Annotated in this window: 17 protein-coding genes and 1 pseudogene; 10 read left to right on the top strand and 8 right to left on the bottom strand. The window is 64.5% G+C overall.

All coding sequences use genetic code 11. The features are described from left to right. Positions 1 to 22 precede the first annotated feature (22 nt). The 5 genes from AB7535_RS33575 to AB7535_RS33555 all read right to left on the bottom strand — a co-directional run bounded on the left by AB7535_RS33575 (position 23) and on the right by AB7535_RS33555 (position 6,685). Positions 23 to 1,336, bottom strand: coding sequence for an ABC transporter ATP-binding protein (locus AB7535_RS33575; RefSeq protein ID WP_354114203.1), 1,314 nt, complete (start codon positions 1,334 to 1,336; stop codon positions 23 to 25). Between the two features lie 13 nt (positions 1,337 to 1,349). Then, the gene (locus tag AB7535_RS33570) at positions 1,350 to 3,083 is read right to left on the bottom strand and encodes an ABC transporter permease (RefSeq protein WP_354114204.1); all 1,734 of its coding nucleotides are present in this window, start codon (positions 3,081 to 3,083) and stop codon (positions 1,350 to 1,352) included. Between the two features lie 28 nt (positions 3,084 to 3,111). Next, complete coding sequence (locus AB7535_RS33565) at positions 3,112 to 5,079, bottom strand: carbohydrate porin (protein ID WP_354114205.1); 1,968 nt, start codon at positions 5,077 to 5,079, stop codon at positions 3,112 to 3,114. Between the two features lie 396 nt (positions 5,080 to 5,475). Further along, positions 5,476 to 5,739, bottom strand: a complete 264-nt coding sequence (locus tag AB7535_RS33560) for a hypothetical protein (RefSeq protein ID WP_208089142.1) — start codon at positions 5,737 to 5,739, stop codon at positions 5,476 to 5,478. Between the two features lie 139 nt (positions 5,740 to 5,878). Next, positions 5,879 to 6,685: a creatininase family protein gene (locus tag AB7535_RS33555; protein WP_354114206.1), complete on the bottom strand. Its 807-nt coding sequence runs from the start codon at positions 6,683 to 6,685 to the stop codon at positions 5,879 to 5,881. 139 nt (positions 6,686 to 6,824) lie between these two features. On the opposite strand from AB7535_RS33555, the gene AB7535_RS33550 reads away from it, so the two are divergent. The 7 genes from AB7535_RS33550 to AB7535_RS33520 all read left to right on the top strand — a co-directional run bounded on the left by AB7535_RS33550 (position 6,825) and on the right by AB7535_RS33520 (position 13,090). Then, on the top strand, positions 6,825 to 7,847 hold the full coding sequence (locus AB7535_RS33550) for an ABC transporter substrate-binding protein (protein WP_354114207.1): 1,023 nt from the start codon (positions 6,825 to 6,827) through the stop codon (positions 7,845 to 7,847). Positions 7,848 to 7,857: 10 nt separating this feature from the next. Beyond that, positions 7,858 to 8,673, top strand: coding sequence for an ABC transporter ATP-binding protein (locus tag AB7535_RS33545; protein WP_063980698.1), 816 nt, complete (start codon positions 7,858 to 7,860; stop codon positions 8,671 to 8,673). Beyond that, a complete protein-coding gene (locus AB7535_RS33540) occupies positions 8,670 to 9,488 on the top strand; it encodes an ABC transporter permease (protein WP_085402677.1) in 819 nt (272 codons plus the stop codon). The genes AB7535_RS33545 and AB7535_RS33540 overlap by 4 nt, the downstream gene beginning before the upstream one ends. After that, positions 9,488 to 10,477, top strand: coding sequence for a 2-hydroxyacid dehydrogenase (locus AB7535_RS33535; protein ID WP_354114208.1), 990 nt, complete (start codon positions 9,488 to 9,490; stop codon positions 10,475 to 10,477). Before AB7535_RS33540 ends, AB7535_RS33535 begins: the two co-directional genes overlap by 1 nt. After that, positions 10,477 to 11,169 carry an AprI/Inh family metalloprotease inhibitor gene (locus tag AB7535_RS33530; RefSeq protein ID WP_354114209.1) on the top strand — a complete coding sequence of 231 codons (693 nt, stop codon included), beginning with the start codon at positions 10,477 to 10,479 and terminating at the stop codon, positions 11,167 to 11,169. The genes AB7535_RS33535 and AB7535_RS33530 overlap by 1 nt, the downstream gene beginning before the upstream one ends. A gap of 99 nt (positions 11,170 to 11,268) precedes the next feature. After that, positions 11,269 to 11,676 (top strand): YciI family protein, encoded by a 408-nt coding sequence (locus AB7535_RS33525; protein WP_354114210.1) that lies wholly within the window; start codon positions 11,269 to 11,271, stop codon positions 11,674 to 11,676. 133 nt (positions 11,677 to 11,809) lie between these two features. Beyond that, positions 11,810 to 13,090 (top strand): RNA polymerase sigma factor, encoded by a 1,281-nt coding sequence (locus AB7535_RS33520; protein WP_439037474.1) that lies wholly within the window; start codon positions 11,810 to 11,812, stop codon positions 13,088 to 13,090. A 14-nt stretch (positions 13,091 to 13,104) separates the two neighbouring features. On the opposite strand, the gene AB7535_RS33515 is transcribed toward AB7535_RS33520, so the two are convergent. Then, entirely contained in the window at positions 13,105 to 14,493 is a 1,389-nt protein-coding gene (locus AB7535_RS33515) for a peptidoglycan-binding protein (protein WP_354114212.1), read from the bottom strand. Between the two features lie 267 nt (positions 14,494 to 14,760). On the opposite strand from AB7535_RS33515, the gene AB7535_RS33510 reads away from it, so the two are divergent. The 3 genes from AB7535_RS33510 (at position 14,761) to AB7535_RS33500 (ending at position 16,589) form a co-directional block, all read left to right on the top strand. After that, the gene (locus tag AB7535_RS33510; RefSeq protein WP_071908405.1) at positions 14,761 to 15,135 is read left to right on the top strand and encodes a hypothetical protein; all 375 of its coding nucleotides are present in this window, start codon (positions 14,761 to 14,763) and stop codon (positions 15,133 to 15,135) included. A 164-nt stretch (positions 15,136 to 15,299) separates the two neighbouring features. Then, a complete protein-coding gene (locus tag AB7535_RS33505; protein WP_063980706.1) occupies positions 15,300 to 15,620 on the top strand; it encodes a hypothetical protein in 321 nt (106 codons plus the stop codon). Between the two features lie 105 nt (positions 15,621 to 15,725). Continuing rightward, positions 15,726 to 16,589, top strand: a complete 864-nt coding sequence (locus tag AB7535_RS33500) for a hypothetical protein (RefSeq protein ID WP_354114213.1) — start codon at positions 15,726 to 15,728, stop codon at positions 16,587 to 16,589. Positions 16,590 to 16,619: 30 nt separating this feature from the next. Here the strand turns inward: AB7535_RS33500 and AB7535_RS33495 are convergent, their stop codons facing one another. Both AB7535_RS33495 and AB7535_RS33490 read right to left on the bottom strand, forming a co-directional pair. After that, complete coding sequence (locus AB7535_RS33495) at positions 16,620 to 17,408, bottom strand: hypothetical protein (RefSeq protein ID WP_354114214.1); 789 nt, start codon at positions 17,406 to 17,408, stop codon at positions 16,620 to 16,622. Positions 17,409 to 17,435: 27 nt separating this feature from the next. Further along, positions 17,436 to 17,597 (bottom strand): annotated as a pseudogene (locus AB7535_RS33490) (JAB domain-containing protein); the annotation flags it as partial. Positions 17,598 to 17,780 lie beyond the last annotated feature (183 nt).

Raw genomic sequence — 17,780 nt, 5'->3', positions numbered from 1 at the left:
AGCCAAATTGCCGCAGGCGGGATCAAGCGCTCTCGCCCGGGTTTTCGAGGCTGAACGTCTCCGACTGCTCGTCATATGCGAACAGCTCGCCATAACGTCCCCAGGACACCACGGTCCTGAGCGTCTCGTCCGCATAGTCCTCGGACATGTAGTCCTCGAGCTCGTTGCGGAACCGTGCCGCGGGGGCGGTATGGGAGGGACGTTCGTCGAGCACGCGGCGAATCAATCCCATCACCGGCACGTAAGTGACGAGATGTTCGGCGAACAGCTTCTTGCGTGCGTCGGTTTCGAGATGGGCAAAACGCTTGCCCGTGTCGGTGAGCATCAGGTCGCCTTCGCTCAGCTGGGCGAAGCGCAGCAGTTGCAGGGACTCACCGAGGTGGAGGATCTCGTCGGCCTCGAGCTGGAGCTGGCTTGCGAGCACGGGCAGGTCGGCGTGTCCATGATAGGGCGGCCCCGCCAGCGTCTCGATCAGGCCCGACAGCACGTTGGATGATACGTGGTGCAGGGTCATGCCGACACCGGAGCCCAGGATGCCTTCGACGGGGGGCGCCTTCGGTTCGGCGCGCTGGGTCATGCGCGCGTAGATGTTGTCGACGAGCTGCCGGAAATGGGGGTCGAGCCGGTTGCGCGGATGCGGCATGTCGACCTTGATCTCGGCGGCGACACGCCCTGGATTGGATGAGAACACCAGGATGCGATCGCACATCAGGACCGCCTCCTCGATATTGTGCGTCACCATCAGGATCGATTTGATCGGCAACCGGCCCTCGATCCAGAGGTCGATCAGGTCCGTGCGCAGCGTCTCGGCCGTGAGGACGTCGAGTGCCGAGAACGGCTCGTCCATCAGTAGGAGGTCGGGATGCACCACCAGCGCGCGGGCGAAGCCGACGCGCTGGCGCATGCCACCCGACAGTTCCTTCGGGAAGGCGGACTCAAACCCGTCAAGGCCGATCAGGTCGATCGCAGCCAGGGCGCGCTTGTGGCGCTCGATGGCATCGACGCCCAGCGCTTCGAGCCCGAGCTCGACGTTCTGGAGCACGGTCAGCCAGGGAAACAACGCGAATGACTGGAACACCATGGCGACGCCGTTCGGCGGCCCGACGATGGTCTCGCCGCGACAGGTCGCCTGTCCCGCAGACGGGCTGACCAGACCGGCGATGATCCGCAGCAAGGTGGACTTGCCGGAGCCGGAGCGGCCGAGCAGGCCGACGATCTCGCCCGAACGGATCGTCAGGTCGACCTTGTCCAGCACCAGGAGCTGTTCGCCGCTGCCTTTCGGGAAGGATCGGCAGACACCGCGGATGTCGATGAGCGCAGAGGGTTGATCGAGCATGATGGTCTCCTCGTCAGCCGAGCCGCAGGCGACGCTCGCCGAAGGCATAGAGCGGCCGCCAGACCAGACGATTGAACAACGTCACCAGAATGCACATCGTGGCAATTCCGAGCACGACGCGCGGGAAGTCACCGGCTTCCGTAGCGGAAGCAATATAGGCACCGAGCCCGGTGGCCTTCAGATGCGTGTCGCCCCAGCTTGCGACCTCCGCGACGATCGACGCATTCCAGGAGCCGCCGGACGCGGTGATCGCGCCGGTGATGTAATAAGGAAAGACGCCGGGCAGTATCACCTTGAACCACCATCGCCATCCCCGGAGATGGAAGCTGCCGGCGGCTTCGCGCAGATCGGTCGGAAAGGCGCTCGCGCCCGCGATCACGTTGAACAGGATGTACCACTGCGTGCCCAGGATCATCAGCGGGCTCAGCCAGATGTCTGGATTGAGCTTGAAGCTGACAATGGCGACGACAAAGACGGGGAAGGCGAGATTGGCCGGGAAGGCCGCCAGAAACTGGGCCAGCGGCTGGATTCGTTCGGCGAGCTTCGGGCGAAGCCCGATCCACACGCCAACCGGCACCCAGATCAGCGTGGCGAGGCTGATCAGGATGGCGACGCGCAACAACGTGATGAGCCCGTCCCTGATGACGACGAGAACGTCGGACATTCCGAGACTGGCCGAGAGATAGCGATAGGTCAGCCAGGCGGCATAGGCCGTGCCGGCGAGGATCAATGCGATCCAGACCGTATCGACGAGGCGTGACGTCTGGTCTTTACCTGGTGCCGCGGGCGGCAGCTTCGGCAGCGGAATGCGCAAGTTCGAGATCGCGCGGTTCAGCGCCGCGAAAGGAAGGGTCAGCGCACGCAGCGCGCGGGTCCGGCGGAACAGGTCGAGCATCCAGGAGGCCGGCGCCTCGCCCGAGGCGGTCTGTTCGAAGCGGAATTTGTCGGCCCAGGCGACGATGGGGCGGAACAGCAGCTGATCATAGGCGATGATCACGAACAGCATCGCCAGCATGGCGTAGAGGATCGCCGGCAAATCCTGCTGCTGAATGGCCATCGCGACATAGGAGCCGATGCCCGGCAGCGTCACCGTGGTGTTGCCGACCGTGATCGCCTCCGAGGCCACCACGAAGAACCAGCCGCCCGACATCGACATCATCGCGTTCCAGATCAGGCCGGGCATCGCGAAGGGGACGTCGAGGCGCCAGAAGCGCTGCCAGCCGGACAAATGGAAGCTTTGCGTGGCCTCTTCCAGATCCTTCGGAACGTTGCGGATCGACTGGTACAGGCTGAACGTCATGTTCCAGGCCTGGCTGGTGAAGATCGCGAACACCGAGGCGAGCTCGGCGCCGAGCACCTGCCCCGGAAACAAATTCATGAAGAAGACGACAGTGAAGGTGAGGAAGCCCAGGATCGGGACGGATTGCAAAATATCCAGCAGCGGGATCATCACCAATTCGGCTCGCCGGCTCTTGGCTGCGATCGCCGCGTAGATGAAGGTGAAGACCGTCGAACAGACGATGGCTAGAAGCATCCGTAAGACGGTACGCAAGGCGTAAAGCGGAAGGTTTGCCGGATCGAGCGTGACCGGTGCGCGCTCGAGCTCGGACAGCGGCACCGTGGTCTGCTCGCCGCCATAGACGATCAGGACCATGGCGCCGATCACGAGGATCAGCGCCGCGACGTCCCAGACATTGGGGAGTAGCGCCCGGCCGATCGCGGCCGTGCGGATATCTCTCGGCTTCATAGGCCCGCCCTTGGGCTGGAATTTTGGGCTAGAACTCTGCGTGCAGGCGGCCCGAGAAGATCGAGACCGGCCCGCGGTCGGCGTTATAGGCCGGGTTTGTGATCAATTGATAGTCCGCGGTCAGCGTGACGTTCTTGTTCACCGAATAGGCATAGTAGGCCTCAAGGATGCGCTCCTTGCGGTAGTTGAGAGCGCCGTCGCCGATGAGAACACCGAGGCCGCCGGCGGCCAGGAAGTCGCGATAATCCTGCGAGATGGCATTGACCGCGCCGCCGATGCCGACGACGTCGTCAGGCCGGCCCCATTTCGTGCCCTTGATCGACAGTCCGCCGGCTAGGCTGCTGTTGATGTCGGTGAAGGCGAGTGTTTCGGTCTTGCCGTCGTTCCAGCTCCAGCGGCCGAACAGCCCGATATCCTCTGTGATCGCCTGCTCGAGGTTGACGACGTAGCCGACCTTGAGGCGGCCGCGGCGGGTCTGCGCGATGTCGAGATTGAGCGCAGGATTGTCCAGCGTCTCGCGGAAGCTGCCCATGTTGGCGCTGTCGACCCAGCCCATGGTCCTGAGCTTGCCAGGTTGGCCGAGCAGCGAGAACCGCGTCTCCAGCTCGATCGCGTACTGACCGCGTTCCCCGACCCTGGTGTCGAAATGATTCGAATTGGACTCCGCGACCATCAGGAAATAGCCGCCGCGCAGCGCCCATTGCTTCTGGTTGAGCTCGGCGGTGACGCCATAGGTGAGACCGACCTTGTCGGCGGAATAGTCGAAGGCGCCCGGCGCCCACAGCGACCAGTTCATGAAATCCTTGCGGGTGTCCTTGGCAAAGGCATTGCCGTCGAACACGTCGATCACCGCGAACTTGCCGGCCTGCACTGTGAGCCGGGAAATGTCGACCTTCTGCGCAAGCTGCAATTGGCCGCTCGCGAGCTCTTCCTGCTCGCCGCCAAAGCCGAACGTCTGGCGCACGAACAGCCGCGAGGTGTTGTAATGCGGATAGGGGAAGTTCGACTTCTGCGCTTCGCCGTTGGGAAAGCCTGCCGCGCCCACCGTGTCGTTCAGTCCAAATCCCTGGAGCAGTTCGGGATTGTAATAGACCTCGCCGCCGTCCCACAGCCGCGCGTTCAGGAACAGGCTGTTGCTCCAGGTCGCCTTGGCCTGGGTTGAAGGCGAGAGCGAGTTTGTTCCGCTGTAGAGAGCGGGGAACGATGGATAGCCTTGCGGCAGGTAGGTGCTCTGGCCGTGAATCTCCCAGCGATCCGATTCCGTGTCGATCAAAGAGCTCTTCGGGTCGTAGCTCGGCATGCCCGGCCAATCGACCTTGCGGTTGAGCCCGAGCCTGACCGACTGGAAGTCGAGCGACGAGGAGGTGTATTGGGCCCCCGTGGAGAAGGCGACGTTGGCGCCGTCGAAGCGGCTATAGAGATATTCGAGCCGTGCGCTCCAATGCGGCGCGAAGCCGTATTCGATGCCGGCACCCGCGATCCAGCCGGGCCGCGTGTTCAGGATTTTCGGGACGTCGCCCGCGGCCGGCGTGTCGAAATAGCGCTCGCCCATCCACGCAAAGCCGCCGGTGGCATAGACGAGCCATGGACCGCTGGTGTAGCCGACGCGGCCGCGCAGGCTGGCGGTGTAGTCCCACTGCTGGATGACCGTGTTGGCAGGTGTCGCGAGGAAGGAAACGATCGAGTTGGAGGTGATGTAATTGGGAAACGAAAAATCGCCTTCGACGCCGACGAGCCAGCCGGAGTTGAGCCGGTAGTTGTAGCCGGCCTGCACGCCGCCGATCATGCCGCTGAAGACGCCGTTGCCGTTGATCGCGGTGCCGTCGTTCAGCGCGAAGCTGGACGAGCCACGGCTGTAGCCGGCATGCGCGCCGATATAGAGGCCGGTCCAGTCATAGACCGCTTTCAGCGCCGGCGCCTTCAGCGGCAGATCGGCCGCGTGTACGGCGGCGGGAAAAGCCAGCACGCCCGAGGCAATCGCCGCGGCCGTTCGCAAATACCGGTGTCGGTGACCTCTCAACTTCAAAACGCACGCCCCCAAACGCGAATGTGTCCCATTCGCCGCGATATCCCTGCAGATTCGCGGCGACCCTGTCACGAAGTCTTGGTTGTTCACGCGATCGGACCAGACCATCCCGATTCGACGCGATTTCTTCCCAAGCCCCTGTGCCTGTTGCGAACCTTATTGCGATTAATTCGCAATAGCAACTGACGCGGATTGCCGCAGCGGATGGTTCGCACTCTTGTGTGACGGAGCTGCAACAAATTCTCAGGTCCAAAATGAATGACCCGCCCGGGGGGACAGCCGGGCGGGTCGGGGGCACGACACGGGGTGGATGAGGCGCCCGTGTCGAACGCGGGATCCACGTGAGATCGGCCTCAGGTACTCAAATCAGTAGCAAGTACGAACGCGGCCGACGTACTGGCCGAAGGCGTTGTACTGGGCGACCCAGCCGCAGCGGTGATAGCCGTTGTAATAGGGGTCGTTGCTGGCGGCGATCGCGGAGCCGACGACGGCGGCGGTGGCGATGCCGGCACCCACACCCCAGACCCAGCCGGGCTGCTTGGCTTCGGCCGAGGAGGTGGTGGACACGATGCTGCCGGTGACGGCGAGGGCAGCGAGCGCGACGGCAGCAATCCTGGTCTTGATCGACATGTGAAACTCCATCCGGGTTGAGGCGGTCCGTTGTGGCCCGCGTGCCCAGTTGGACGGAGGCTTGCCGCGTCCGGTTCGAATCCCGCAAAAGCGGGTGTGCAGCCAGGATGTTTCCTGAATGATTCCAGTCGGATGCGAGCTAGCCGAGAGGCCCTTTGGCGAGCCTGTTCACGTCGAAGTTATCGACCTCGGCCAGCAGCTCGCAAAAGGCGCGCGCCCCCTGATCGACGAGCTGCTCACCCTTCTCGGGGACGGCCAGCGTCGCATTGCCGATCGCCCCGCTCGTGTGGAGATCCTGCGCCTGCCAGGCGAACGGCGCGGGCCGCTGCGTCGACAGCCAGCGATACTGCTTGTCCATGGCGATGCTGCTCGCGGGAAAATCCGCGATCGCATCCTTGCGCACCTGATCGGGATAGCGCGCCAGCATGATCGACGTCTCGACGGCGCCGCCGTGAATGCCGTGGCGCACTTCATCCGCCGGGAACAGTTTCTCCGCGCCCGACAGCCGCGACCACGACGTCGTCACCACAAAGAGCTTGTGATGCGCGCGAAGATCCTGCGCGACCAGCATCATTGCCGCGCTGTTGCCGCCATGGCTGGTGATGATGACGAGCTTCTTCACGCCGCGCCGCGCGATGTCCTCGCCGATTGCGGTCCATCGCTTCAGCGCCACCTCGGTCGGCAGCGTCTGCGTGCCCGGAAAGTCGATATGCTCGGTGGAAATCCCGACCGGTTCAACGGGCAGGAACGTCGCCGGAACATTTGCGGGCAACAGCTCGCGCACGCGCGCGAGATACGCGTCCGCGATCAGCACGTCGGTCTCGAGCGGCAGATGCGGGCCGTGCTGCTCGGTCGCCGCCAGCGGCAGCACCGCGATCCAGCGCGACACGTCGGCAAGGCTCCCATCGGCCCAGTTGATGTCGATCCAGTCGCGAGACGGCGTCATCGTGGTTTCTTTGCCCGAATTTGTCGCGTATTTTGGGGTTATCAGGGGACGCGGGCCTAGCCGGCTCGCGTCCTCGAACTTCATGCGGTTCTATCGCGTTGCCTTCACATCGGCCAGCCACGATCGACGGAGTGCCATCATGACCCCCTCTCATCTGCGGCGAGCGTTAACGGCGGGCTTGATGGCCGCTTTCGTCTCTCTCGCGCCGGTGCGTGCCGAGACGCTGGACAAGGTCACCTTCGGCACCAATTGGGTCGCCGAGGCCGAGCATGGCGGTTTCTTCCAGGCGGTCGCCGACGGCACCTACAAGAAATATGGGCTCGACGTCACCATCGTTCCCGGCGGACCGAACGAGAACAACCGGATGCTGCTGATCGCCGGCAAGATCGATTTCTTCATGGCCGCGAACACGCTGATGTCGTTCGACGCGGTGGCGAATAACGTCCCCGTCGTCACCATCGCAGCGGTCTTCCAGAAGGATCCGCAGGTGATGCTGACGCAGCCGGACGCCAAGGTCGCCAAGATCGAGGATCTCAAGCCGCTGACCTTGTTCGTCTCCAAGGAGGGCATGACCAGCTACTTCCAGTGGCTGAAGTCCGAATACGGCTTCAGCGAGAAGAACGTCCGTCCCTACAATTTCAATCCGCAGCCCTTCATCGCCAACCCCAAGAGCGCGATGCAGGGCTACGTCACCTCCGAGCCCTTCGCGGTCGAGAAGGCCGCCGGCTTCAAGCCGAATGTGCTGCTGCTTGCCGATTACGGCTTCAACACGTATTCGACCCTGATCGAGACCCGCCGCGACATGGTCGAGAAGAAGCCGGACCTGGTGCAGCGCTTCGTCGATGCCTCCATGGTCGGCTGGTACAATTACATCTACCGCGACAATTCCGCGGGCAATGCGATGATCAAGAAGCTCAACCCGGAGATGACTGACGAGCTGCTCGCCTATTCCGTCGCCAAGATGAAGGAATACGGCATCGTCGATTCCGGCGAGTCCTTGAAGAACGGCATCGGCGCGATGAGCGACGAGCGCTACACCTCCTTCTTCAACAAGATGGTGAAGGCCGGCGTCGTGAAGGCGGATCTCGACTTCCGCAAGTCCTATACGCTGCGCTTCGTCAACAAGGGCGTCGGCGTCGAGCTGCGCCCGAGCAAGCCGTAGCGCAAGGTCCATGTCATCCGTCAAAAGCTCGTCCGGGGTCGAGGCCGGCCTGACGGCTCTCGCCGTCAGCCTGCGCGGCGTGACGAAGGCGTATGACAATGGCGTCATGGCGCTCGGCCCGCTCGACCTTGCCGTTCGCAAGGGCGAGTTCATCTCGCTGCTGGGCCCGTCCGGTTGCGGCAAGTCCACTGCGCTGCGCCTGATCGCAGAGCTCAGCGCGCCATCGTCCGGCATCGTGCGGGTGGCGCGCCACGAGGGCGATGTGCTGCCGGGGCATGGCATCGGCTTCGTGTTCCAGGAGCCGACGCTGATGCCCTGGACCAGCGTGCGCGAGAATGTGCGGCTGCCCTTGAGGCTCGCAGGCGTTCCGAAGGCGGAGGCGCGCGCGCGGGCCGATGAGGCGTTGGCCAGCGTGGGTCTTGCCGATTTCGCCGATGCTTTCCCGCGCGAGCTCTCCGGCGGCATGAAGATGCGGGTGTCGCTGGCGCGTGCGCTCGTCACCGACCCTGATATCCTCCTGATGGATGAGCCGTTCGCCGCGCTCGACGAGATCACGCGCTTTCGCCTCAACAACGACCTGCTTGCGCTGTGGCGAGCCCTGGGCAAGACCGTCATCTTCGTCACCCATTCGGTGTTCGAATCCGTCTATCTGTCGCAGCGGGTCGTCGTCATGACCGCGCGGCCCGGCCGCATCCAGGCCGATATCCGCATCGAGACGGTCGAGCCGCGCGGTGAGGAGTTTCGGACCTCGGCCGCCTATTCCAATTATTGCCGGAAAGTGTCGGCCGCGCTGGCGCCGTCCTATTCGGGGCAATCGATGCTATGAACGCGCAAGCTACCGTCACCGCAAAACCATCCGGCGCGCAACGCGCGATGCGCTTCGTGCTTCCCGTCATCGTGTTCGCAGCCGGACTCGCGGCCTGGGAACTGGTCGTCCGCATCAAGGACATCCCGCCTTACGTTCTGCCAGCACCCTCCGTCATCTTCCTGACGTTGATCAAGGACTGGGCGGTGCTGTCACAATCGCTCGCGACCACGCTGCTGACCACGCTCGAAGGTTTTGTCGCCGCCAGCATCGGCGGCATCGCGCTGGCGCTGCTGTTCAACCAGTCGAAATGGGTGGAATATTCGCTATTCCCCTATGCAATCGTCCTCCAGGTGACTCCTGTCATCGCGATTGCACCGCTGCTCCTGATCTATCTGGAGCAGCAGACCGCGGTCGTCGTCTGCGCCTTCATCGTTGCCTTTTTCCCGGTGCTGTCCAACACCACGCTCGGGCTGAATTCGGTCGATCGCAACCTTGCCGGCCTGTTCCAGCTCTATGGCGCCTCGCCGCCGCAAACCCTGCGCTTCCTGAAGCTGCCAGCGGCGCTGCCCTATATCCTCGGGGGCCTGCGCATTGCCGGCGGCCTGTCGCTGATCGGCGCGGTTGTGGCCGAAATCGCGGCCGGCACCGCCGGCGCGGGCTCCGGGCTCGCCTACAGGATCGCCGAATCCGGCTATCGATTGAACATACCCCGCATGTTCGCAGCGCTGCTGCTGTTGTCGCTGGCCGGGATTGTCATCTATGGGGTGCTGGCGCTAGTTTCCCACCTCGTTTTACGGCGCTGGCACGAGAGCGCGCTTGGAAAGGAAAACTGATGACTACCGGTTCGATTTCGTCCGAAAAGATCGACCTTCTGATCTATGGGCCGGTGCGGCCAATTCTCGACAACGGTTTTTCCGATCATTTCGTCGTGCACAAGGCGGAGACACGGGGCGATCTCGAGCGGCTGACACCGGCGATCCGCGAAAAAATCCGCGGCGTGGCGGTGACCTATCACACGGTGCGTGCCGACAGGGACTCGCTGTCGCAATTGCCCAAGATCGAGATGGTGGCGAGCTTCGGCGTCGGCTACGACCACGTCGACGCCAAATACGCAGCCGAGCACAACATCATCGTCACCAACACGCCCGACGTGCTGACCGAGGAGGTCGCCGACGTCGCGATGGGTCTTCTGATCTCCACCGTGCGTGAGTTCATCAAGGCCGACCGCTACGTCCGCTCCGGTCTCTGGCAGACGCAGAACTATCCGCTCAGCGTCGGCTCGCTGCGCGACCGCAAGGTCGGCATCGTGGGCATGGGCAGGATCGGCCAGGCCATTGCGCGCCGCCTCGACGCCTCGCTGGTGCCGGTGGTCTACCACTCCCGCAATCCGTCGAAGGACGTCTCCTACAAGCACTATCCCGATCTGATCGAGATGGCGAAGACGGTGGACACGCTGATGGTGATCGTGCCCGGCGGCGCCTCGACCAACAAGATGATCAATGCCGAGGTGCTGAAGGCGCTCGGTCCGCGCGGCGTGCTGGTCAACGTGGCGCGCGGCTCGGTGGTCGACGAGGCGGCGCTAGTCCAGGCGCTGAAATCAGGCACCATCCTCGCCGCCGGCCTCGACGTGTTCGCGGCCGAGCCGAGCGTGCCGGACGAGCTCAAGACCATGCAGAACGTCGTGCTGCTGCCGCATATCGGCTCGGCGTCGGTGGTGACGCGCAACGCGATGGATCAGCTCGTGGTCGACAACCTCAGGTCCTGGTTCGCCGGCAAGGCGCCGTTGACGCCGGTTGCGGAAACGCCGTTCAAGGGGCGCTGATGAGAGGTCTTCGGGTCGTTGCATTCGCCGTCGCGGCCTTTGTGGCCGCGATCGGCATCGCGCATGCGCAGGATGCGACGACCCTGAAGAAGACGATGCCCGGGCAGTGGGAGCTCTCGACCACCGAGCGCAGCAAGACCTGCGTCGTCACGATGAAAGGCGATGCCGCGGCGCAGGGGTTCAAGCTGGAGCTGGAGCCGGCCTGCAAGACCACGCTGCCCTTTACGAAGGACATCGTCGCCTGGAGCGTCAGGGGCCTCGACATCGTTCGTTTGCAGGACGCGACCGGTGAAGCCGTGATCGACTTCACCGAGGTCGAGGCCGGCATCTTCGAAGGCCTGCGGCAGGGCGAGGGCGTCTACATCCTCCAGGACCTCGCCGCAGCCCGCTCGATGGCCAAGTCGATGGACCAGATGATCGGCGACTGGTCGATGGTGCGCGGCAACGGCCAGCCGGTGTGCGGGCTGACGCTGACCAACACGGAAGCCGGCCCGGACAATTTCCAGGTCTTCGTCAAGCCGAAATGCGATCCGGCGATTGCTCAGTTCAATCCGGCGCAATGGCGGCTCGAGCGCGGCCAGATCGTCCTGATGTCGAAATCAGGCGAGGCCTGGCAGTTCGAGGCCGATGACAACGCGCAATGGCGGCGCGTCCCCGATACCGCCGATCCCCTGATCATGCTGCGGCAATAAATCTTCCGGTCGATGTCGATTTAGCCAAGGCTCAATCGTCACATCCATAGCGAGCCGGTTTGCAGCCGGAGCGGTTGCTGCTCGCCAAGGGAGTTTTTCATGCGTTTCATGTACATCGTCACCTCCAGCCAGCCGATGGCTGCCCCGAGCCCGGCGCTGATGGAGGCCATGCAGAACATATCCGAGCGGGAGATCAAGGCCGGTCGAATGATCGACAATGGCGGCCTGATGCCGCTTGCGACCGGCGCACGGGTGCGAATCGTCGACGGCGAACTCAGCGTCATCGACGGCCCCTTCGTCGAGGCCAAGGAAGTGATCGGCGGCTATGCCATTTTCGAGCTGCGCGACAAGGCGGAAGCCGTGGCCATGGCGAAGGAATTCATGCAGCTGCACCTCGATCACATGCCGGGCTGGGAGGGTACCTGCGAATTACGGGCATTTGCCACGCCGGGCGTGGAGATCGCCTGCCAGGTCGACGCGCAGTCCAGCGTGGCTGCCCACGCCTGATGGACACCACCGCTCGTCCTGGAGCGTTTTCGAGCGAAGTGGATACCGGTTCGCGCAAAGAAAACGCGTCAAAACAAGAATCTAGAGCCCCGTTCCGATTCTATCGGAACGGAACGGGCTCTGGTCGGCGGCGATGACGACCGCCGACATCGATCGCGAGATCCGCGCCGCGATTCACGCAGCCTGGCGCGTCGCGCAGCCGCGGCTGATCGCCACGCTGTCGCGCATGCTGCGCGACGTGCCGCTGGCGGAGGAATTGACCCAGGACGCTCTGGTCGCAGCGCTGGAAGCGTGGCCGCACAGCGGGGTGCCGGACAATCCCGGCGCCTGGCTGGTTGCGACGGCCAAGCGCCGCGGGCTCGATCATCTGCGCCGGGCAAAAATGCTCACCCGCAAGCAGGACCTGCTGACGCACGAGCTGATGCAGGAGCAGGACGCGATGCCGGATTTCGACGTCGCCCTCGACGACGATATCGGTGACGAATGGTTGCGGCTGATCTTCACGGCCTGTCACCCTCTGCTGCCCCGGCAGGCCCGCGCGGCGCTGGCATTGCGCATGATCTGCGGCCTGACCACCGACGAGATCGCGCGCGCCTTCCTGGTCGCGGAGGCAACCGTCGCGCAGCGCATCGTCCGCGCCAAGCGCACGCTGTCGCGGTCGGGCCTGAGCTACGAGATCCCAAGCGGCGAGGCGCTTTCGGAGCGTCTCGCCTCGGTGCTCGAGGTCGTCTATCTCATCTTCAACGAGGGCTATTCGGCCTCAGGCGGCGAGGAGTGGCTGCGGCCGCAGCTCTGCGACGAGGCCCTGCGCATGGGGCGGGTGCTGGTCGGGCTCGCGCCACTCGAGCCCGAGGTCCACGGTCTCATGGCACTGATGGAGCTGAATGCCGCGCGGAAGCAGGCGCGGACCGGCATCGATGGCGAGCCCATCCTGCTCATGGACCAGGACCGCAGGCTGTGGGACCGGCGCCAGATTGGCGGCGGCCTTCGCGCGCTCGATCGCGCGCGCGAGCTTGGTGGTGCCGGCCGGTTCTACACGCTGCAGGCCGCGATCGTCGCGTGTCACGCGACGGCGGAGACGGCCGTTGCCACCGACTGGCGCCGCATCGCGGAGCTCTATGGCCAGCTTGCGGCGCTGGTGCGCTCGCCGGTGATCGAGCTCAACCGGGCTGTCGCGCTTGGCATGGCCGAAGGGCCGCAGGCCGGTCTCGATCTCGTGGACATGATCGCGGACGAACCGGCGCTCGGGGCCTACCACCATCTCCATTCTGTCCGCGGCGACCTCCTGGAGAAGCTCGGCCGCTTCGCCGAGGCGCGACGATCGTTCGAGACCGCAGCGCGTCTCACGAACAATGCGCGCGAGCGCGTGTTGATGGAGCGGCGAGCGGCAGCCATTGCCGATGCCGACGGCTGAAGACGCAAACGGCTTTACGTCGTCGGCTTCGGCGGCGGCGCGGTGCCTTGCGCCCACTTCTCGAACTTGCCGAGCACGCCCCAGGCCGTGAGCGCCAGCGAGATCGGCATCGCGAACTGGCCGAGGCCCGGCACCGCCGATACGATCGTTCCGAGCAGTCCGGCAATACCGCCTGCATTCGGGCTCGCGGTCACCGAAGAGAGCAGCGCAGTGAGCACCGAGCCGCCGATGCCGAGTGCCGTCTTCTTGCCGTCGAGCAGCTTGCCGATGGTCTCGCCGAGCGCGCCGTTGACCTGGCCGAGCACCGGCTTGCCGTCCTTGTTGAGCAGGGTGCTGAGCAGGTCGACGACCTGCTTCAACTGATCGACGGGGGCTGGATTGGTCGGGCTGACCGGTCCTGGCACGGGCGCCGTCTTGTTGATGAGGGAGAAGAGCCGTTCGAACAGGTTGATCGGATCGTTGGTGGCGGGCAGCGTGTTGCCCGGTGTCGTCGTTCCCGGTGTTACGCCGCCGGCTGACGGTCGCAGCAAGTGTGCGAGGTCCTCCAGCCGCTTCAGGATCTTGGACAGATCGCCGCTCGGCACGGAGCCTCCCGCCTGCGTTGCACGCGTGAGCGCCGCGACCGTGGCCCCGTCGAGAAGCCCGGTATCCCTCAGGCCGTTCTGCTGCTGAAATTGCGAGACCGCGGCCCCGGTCTTCGGTCCACTGATGCCGTCCTCGACGAGCGGCGGATTGGCGCCGAGCTTGTTGAGCGCCTGCTGCATCAGAACAATCGTCGACGCGGCATCGTCCTCGGGCTCGGTGCGGCCGGCGAATTGCGGGCTGCCGTCGAGGGTGATCGAGGAATCGAGCGACATCATCGCATGCAGGATCACCGCCGTGCCGAGCTGGGAATCGACGTGGTTCGAGTCGAACACATGGTCGCGGACGAATTTGCCGGCCCTCGCCTCGGGCGGGCCGTACAGTGTCGAACCGCCATAGAGGTAAGGTGAATTGCAGCCCTTCGAGTGATAGCCGAAGCCATTGAACGCCTCGAGCCGGAACAGCATCCGCGCGATGCCCCAGTCGTGGGCGCCGATGAAGTTCTCGATTCTGAACGCGTCCACGGCGCCGTCCACGAACGTGGTAAAGGGGCCGCGCCCCTTCGGAACGATGGTCGTCACGCGGTGAAGCGTTTCGCCGTTGCCGAGATAGGTGTCGAAATCGAAGTCGGATTCGCGGTAGTGGCAGAGCGCGGCAAAATACCAGGGGACTCCGGTCAACCGCTCGATCTGCTGATAGGTCGCCTTGCCGTTGATCGCCTTGCGCGCGACGCCATTCGCGTCGCCGAGGCGGGAAGGCCGGATCTCGAGATCGGCCCAATTCCGCTCGTACTCGCTTTTCAGACTCTCGAATGAGACCATCTTCCGCTCCCGAAAATTGATGAATTATCGAAATTTCGTGCAAGTCAGATATGGACCAGGTGCCGTGATCTGGTGTGACTCCAACGTGATCACCGGCAAATGTGGCAGGTTGCCGGCCCGGCGCATGTGAAATGGCTTACAGCCTGGGCGCGAAAATGCGCCGCAGGACGGGACCCGCGCCTTCGCCGGCAGCGCGACCCGCCAGCGGGGGAACCGGCATGGTCGTTCGTCCGTTAGCATTTTAGACGATGCGGTAGGGAGCCCTGCATGGCCAAGCGCGTCCTCGCGATCGGCATCGAACCCGGCAATGCGGATTACAGCGCATTTCCGCAACTCACGCCGGAGCTCGTGCGCCATCATATCGAAGCGCAATTGCTGCGCCTGCGTGATCTCGGCTACGAGGTCACGAGCTGCCTGATCGATCTCGACGCGACCGCCGAAGCCGGCGTCACGGCCGCACTGCGCGACGAGCGCTTCGACTGCATCGTGATCGGCGCGGGGCTGCGCGAGCCGAAAGAGCGCCTGCTGCTGTTCGAGAAGGTGCTCAACCTCGTCCATCAACTGGCGCCTGACGCCGCGATCTGCTTCAACTCCACGCCGGCCGACACCGCCGAGGCCGTGCAGCGCTGGATCGATCCCTGACGTCCGATCGGCCGGCCTGTGCATCGCTCGCGGCATGGTTCGAGCCGTCTTCGCGCTGTGCCTCCGACGCCATCGCGTAGGCGTCGTGAGCCGCGCCGCCGGCTATTTGTCTGGTCCGAATCCACTTCCGGCGCTATGACTGGCTCATCACAGGGAGGGCGAGCATGCTTCGAGGTCTTCGCATTGGAAGTTTTGGAATCGCGGCATGTCTGACGGTCGCGATGGCGATGCCGGCGCATGAGGCTGCAGCCCAGGATGCCATCGGCGGTGCGATCATCGGCGGTGTCGGCGGGGCGATCCTCGGTGGTGCGCTCGGCGGAGGCCGCGGCGCTGCAATCGGCGCCGTCGTCGGTGCCGGCACGGGCGCTGCGATCGCTTCCGAGGGCGAGCGCCGCCGCTCCGGTTACTACGCCTATCAGCGCGGCTGTTATGTGCAGCGTCCCGACGGCTATTACGTCCGGGTCAGCCAACGCTATTGCTATTGATCGATCAACCGCCGGCGCCCACAGGATTGACGGCGCCCGGCAGTAGATTGGACGCGGAGGGGTGAGTATCGGCCGGCGAGCCGCTCTCCCGAGCTGGTGGTTCGCATGAGCATCCGATCTCGCATATGCCGGTGGCTGATCGCCGCGATCGTGGCCGGCGATCTCGTCGGAGCCGAGGCTGCCCGGGCGCAGCAGATTCCAGCCGACGAACCCGCGTTTACGGCTTTCGTGGCCGAGCGTATCCGCGCCGAGATTCGTGACACCCCGGTCGTGATCAAGGGACCCCTGACGCTGTCGGTCGGCCCTCTGCAAACCAACCTCGACCGCATCTACGCCTTCTGCAAGGCCAATACGGGCGGCTGCGCCAGGGAGATCGGCGCCTATGTCAGCGGCGTCAAGGCAACGGTGAGCAGCCGGAACGATCCGCCGACCCGAGCAGCCCTTCGCGTGGTCGTGCGCTCGGCTGACTACATGCGGCAGGCGCTTCGGGAGGTCGATGCGCGCGGCCCGGCGCTGACGCGGCCCCTGGCGGAGGGGCTGGTGATCGTCCCGGTGCTGGACTCGCCGCGGGCGGTCAAGGTGTTCAACGACAAGGATCGTGCCGCGCTCGGCTTGACGCAGGACCAGGTCTTCGACATCGCCATCGCCAATCTGCGCAGCAGCGTGAAGCCGCTCACGACGGTCGCAAAAGCGGTCCCGTCAGGACAGTTCGGCACGCTGACGGGGGACTATTATCAGACCAGCCGGCTCGCGCTGATCGATAGCTGGGCGCCGCTCGCGCAGGCCCAGGGCGGTGTCCTGATCGTCGCGGCGCCGTCGGCCGATCTCGTACTCTATGCAAGCGAAGACGGCAGTGCTGCGATCGACGCGCTGCGGACGCTGGCCAGGAACATGATGGCGCGCGCACCAAAGCCGTTGTCCGGCACGCTGCTGCGCTGGACGCCGAAGGGGTGGCAGCTCGTCCGGTGAGATGCTCTCTCGCGGGGCAAGCCGCTCCGCTCAACTCTTGCCGGGGTCTGCCGGCATGATCTGGAGCAGCGGCTCCGGTTGGATCGAGATCTGGCCGGCGAACGGCCGGTCGTGCGCAGCGATGAGCAGCACGGAGGTGGCGACGCCGGTGGCGAACAGGCCCATCGCGATCGCCGATCCCAGCCGGTTGTCGCAATGAACAAGGCCGATCACCAATAGGGCGCAGGCCGCTTGGAGATACAGGCACCACCATTTGACCGGGTTCACCGCGGCGAGGCTGACGATGATCCGCTGCCGCCGCGCGTCCAGCGCCTGCTCCAGCGCGGCGATGAGCTCGCGCTGCACATTCGCCTGCCCCGGGCCTTGCGGCGTCATCGCGACGACGAACTGCAGGGCTTCGGCAAGTGCCGGCGGCGTGACCTTCAGCGACACCTCCTGATGCGCCATCATCGGCCATTCCACCGCGACGGCCTGGCCGACATAGTCGCGCACCAGGCCGCGCAGCTTCGTCTCCTGCTCCGCCGGCAGGCCGGCGGCCAGCAGCACGGCGCTGCGTAGCGCACTGGCCTCGCGGCTCACCGCGGCGCTGGCACGGTCGCTGTCGCCCCAGACCTGCGCGGCGATAAAGGCGACGAACAGGCCGAAGATGATGCCGAGTACCGGCAGCATGCCCGGCGAGATCGCCTTCAGCGACTTCGCGCGCTCCTCCGTCGCAGCCCTCGCGACGCCTGCGAAGATGGCCGCGGCGAGCAGGTACGTGAATCCAAAGATCACCAGCGCCATTGCAGGCACCGGCAGATTGTGCAGCCAGTCGCTCATTGTGTCCTTGTCATCTGATTTGAGGCTCTAGATCAACCGCATCCCGCGCAGCCTGGCATGCCTGCTCTCGCCGACGATGATGTGGTCGTGCACGGCGATGCCGAGCGGCTTTGCGATGTCGATGATGGCTTTCGTCATCTGGATGTCCGCCCGCGAGGGCGAGGGATCGTCCGAGGGGTGGTTGTGGATGAATCTATCGCTTCAAGTAATGCGTTGAACACACAATAGATTTTTTAGGTGGGGTAGTAGCAGGGGACGTAGACAGGGGACTGTAAGCAGTGATCGTTCGTGATGATCACGTTAACACGTGGAAGCGCCCTTATAAGCCATTTCACTCACCAGGGACCATCAGCGGACTTCAGCTCTCACCTC

Origin of the sequence: Bradyrhizobium sp. 956_D2_N1_4, assembly GCF_052076025.1 — a bacterium.
Lineage (GTDB): Bacteria > Pseudomonadota > Alphaproteobacteria > Rhizobiales > Xanthobacteraceae > Bradyrhizobium > Bradyrhizobium barranii.
This window is presented reverse-complemented; position numbering and strand designations above follow the sequence as displayed.